Annotated in this window: 3 protein-coding genes; all 3 read right to left on the bottom strand. The window is 74.1% G+C overall.

What is annotated here, in order from left to right:
• The coding region (locus FNQ90_RS18495; RefSeq protein WP_323380053.1) for a CinA family protein at positions 1-473 on the bottom strand (473 nt) is incomplete at its 3' end.
• Positions 474-487: 14 nt separating this feature from the next.
• Positions 488-1,153: a CDP-diacylglycerol--glycerol-3-phosphate 3-phosphatidyltransferase gene (pgsA, locus tag FNQ90_RS18490; RefSeq protein WP_182607398.1), complete on the bottom strand. Its 666-nt coding sequence runs from the start codon at positions 1,151-1,153 to the stop codon at positions 488-490.
• Positions 1,153-2,721, bottom strand: a complete 1,569-nt coding sequence (gene rimO / locus FNQ90_RS18485; protein WP_182607397.1) for a 30S ribosomal protein S12 methylthiotransferase RimO — start codon at positions 2,719-2,721, stop codon at positions 1,153-1,155. Before rimO ends, pgsA begins: the two co-directional genes overlap by 1 nt.
• Between the last annotated feature and the right edge of the window lie 125 nt (positions 2,722-2,846).

Below are 2,846 nucleotides of genomic sequence, written 5' to 3'. Positions count from 1 at the left end.
GTGCCGGGTGGGTGCCCGTCCTGGGGGTCGGGACCGGCCACGCCGGTGGTGGCCACGCCCCAGTCCGCCCCCATGAGGTCCCGCACCCCGGTCGCCATCCGACGGGCCACCTCCGGGTCGACGGCCCCGCGCTCGGCGAGGAGGGCGCCATCGACCCCCAGGACCCGTTCCTTGACGTCGGTGGCGTAGGCGGTGACGGAACCCAGGAACGCGGCGGAGGAGCCGGGGGCGTCGGTCAGGGCGGCGGCGACCAGTCCGCCGGTGAGTGATTCGGCCGCGGCCACGGTCTCCCCGCGGCGGCGCAGCAGCCACAGCAGGCGGGCCGCCGGTTCCGCGGCGTCCGGGGCGGGGGGCGGCTCGGTGGACCCCTCGGGAGGAGAGTCCACCGGGGCGGGCCTGGAGGTCTCCCGGTCCGTCCCGGTACTTTCTCCGCGCATCTCCTCGTCCGCCGGCTCGGGCGGGGTTCCGCTCACGCGCTGGTGTCCTCTCACTCTCCGTCGCGCCGGGCTCCGGCCCGGCCGTCGCCGCTCTTCTGCCCCGCCCGACCGGCTCGACGCAGGGCGAGGGCCTGACGGAGGTAGTCGAGACCGGTGGCCACGGTCAGGGCGACGGCCGCGGCCATGACCCACCACCGCAGGGTGGCCAGCGGGCCGGTGAGCACGAGGATGTACATGCCCACGCCCACCCCCTGGGTGAGGGTCTTGAGCTTGCCGCCCCTTCCGGCGGGCATGACGCCGTATCGGATCACCCAGAAGCGCATCAGCGTGATCCCCAACTCCCGGGCGAGGATCACCACCGTGACCCACCAGGGCAGGTCTCCCAGCACGGAGAGGCAGACCAACGCCGCACCCATGATCGCCTTGTCGGCGATGGGGTCGGCGATCTTCCCGAAGTCGGTGACCAGGTCGTGGCGGCGGGCCAGCTCACCGTCGAAGAGGTCGGTGATCATGGCGATCGTGAAGGCCGCCCAGGCCAGCGCACGCCAGGCGGGATCGTCACCCCCGCCCACGAACATCAACACCACGAGGCCGGGCACCAGCGCGAGCCTGATCATGGTGAGGATGTTGGCGATGTTCCACAGGCCGGCGGTCCCGGTCGCCCCGCTCGGAGCGGGCCGGGCGCCACCGCCCGCGGCGGCGGAGGCACCGCTCATCAGCACCTCCCGGCGGCGGAACCGACCGGCTCAAGGGCCCCGTCCGCGGTCTCGACGGGGGACACCTCGGCGATCAGGTCCACACCCTCGGTGCCGACCACCTCGGCGACGACGAACACGCCGGGCGCCAGATCCTCCACTCCCTCGCCGACCAGCACCACCTGACCGTCGGTCTCGGGCGCCTGGTGGGCGCCGCGGCCGAGGGCGACCGGCTCGCCGTCGGGGTCCTCGTCCTCGGTACCGAGGCTCTCGACCATCACCACCGCGCGTTCTCCCACGCGCTCCTCCGCCCGCTGGGCGGTCAGTTCCTCGGCCAGGCGGGTGACCCGCTCCACCCGCTCCGCGACGACCTCCGGGGCGTTCTTGTCGGGGTAACCGGCGGCCTCGGTGCCGTCCTCGTCCGAGTAGCCGAAGACGCCGATGGCGTCCAGGCGGGCGGCGGACAGGAAGCGCTCCAGCTCCGCCAGGTCCGCCTCGCTCTCACCGGGGAAGCCGACGATGAAGTTGGAGCGCACACCGGCTTCGGGAGCCCGGGAGCGGATGGTGTCGAGCAGTTCCAGGAAGCGGTCGGTGTCGCCGAAGCGTCGCATGGCGCGCAGCACGCCGGGGGCGGAGTGCTGGAAGGACAGGTCGAAGTAGGGGGCGACCTTCTCGGTGCCGGTCAGCACGTCGATCAGACCGGGACGCATCTCGGCGGGCTGCAGGTAACTGACCCGGATGCGTTCGAGGCCGTCCACCGCCGCGAGCTCGGGCAGCAGCGACTCCAGCAGGCGGATGTCGCCGAGGTCCTTGCCGTAGGAGGTGTTGTTCTCGGAGACCAGCATGATCTCCCGCACCCCCTCGCCCGCGAGCCAGCGCGCCTCGTTGAGGACGTCGGAGGGGCGGCGCGAGATGAAGGACCCCCGGAAGGAGGGGATGGCGCAGAACGAGCAGCGGCGGTCGCAACCGGAGGCGAGTTTGACGGAGGCGACCGGCCCGGAGTCGAGCCGGCGGCGCAGCGGCGGACGGGGGCCGGAGGCGGGCGCGAGCCCCTCGGGCAGGTCCGCGGGGGAGCCGGCACCGGGGTCCCGGGCCACCTCGACGCCCGGGGCGTCGCCGTGGCCGGGCACCGCGACGGCGCCCGCGGCACCCTGGCGCGCGGTGGGCGCGAGGGGCAGCAGCTTGCGCCGGTCGCGCGGGACGTGGGGAACGTGCGCGCCGCCGCCGAGGATGGTGCCCAGGCGGTCGGAGATGTCGGCGTAGTCGTCGAAGCCGAGCACCCCGTCGGCCTCCGGCAGCGCGGTGGCGAGTTCCTTGCCGTAGCGCTCCGCCATGCATCCGACGGCGACCACGGCCCGGGTGCGCCCACCGGCGGCCTTGAGGTCGTTGGCCTCCAGGAGGGCGTCCACCGAGTCCTTCTTGGCCGCCTCGACGAAACCGCAGGTGTTGACGACCGCCACGTCGGCCTCGGCGGCGTCCTCGACGAGGTCCCAGCCGTCCGCGGCCAGGCGACCCGCCAGTTCCTCGGAGTCCACCTCGTTGCGGGCACAGCCCAGCGTGACCAGGGCGACGGTACGGCGTTCAGACATGCTCTCAGCGTACTTCGTCCCGGGAGCCCCGCTTCGCACGGGAGGCGCCGCCGGGGCGCCCCGGGAGCCGAACGACACCGGGCCCGCTCCGATCGGAGCGGGCCCGGCGGGGAGTGGGGGAGCGG

This window comes from Streptomyces alkaliphilus, from assembly GCF_014141535.1.
GTDB lineage: Bacteria > Actinomycetota > Actinomycetes > Streptomycetales > Streptomycetaceae > Streptomyces > Streptomyces alkaliphilus.
Note: the sequence above shows the minus strand (reverse complement) of the source record. Positions and strands in the feature narration are given on the sequence as shown.

Bases quoted from the DNA above. Each gene is read 5' to 3' on its own strand.
- pgsA (WP_182607398.1), bottom strand. From the start codon at position 1,153: ATGAGCGGTGCCTCCGCCGCCGCGGGCGGTGGCGCCCGGCCCGCTCCG.
- rimO (WP_182607397.1), bottom strand. From the start codon at position 2,721: ATGTCTGAACGCCGTACCGTCGCCCTGGTCACGCTGGGCTGTGCCCGC.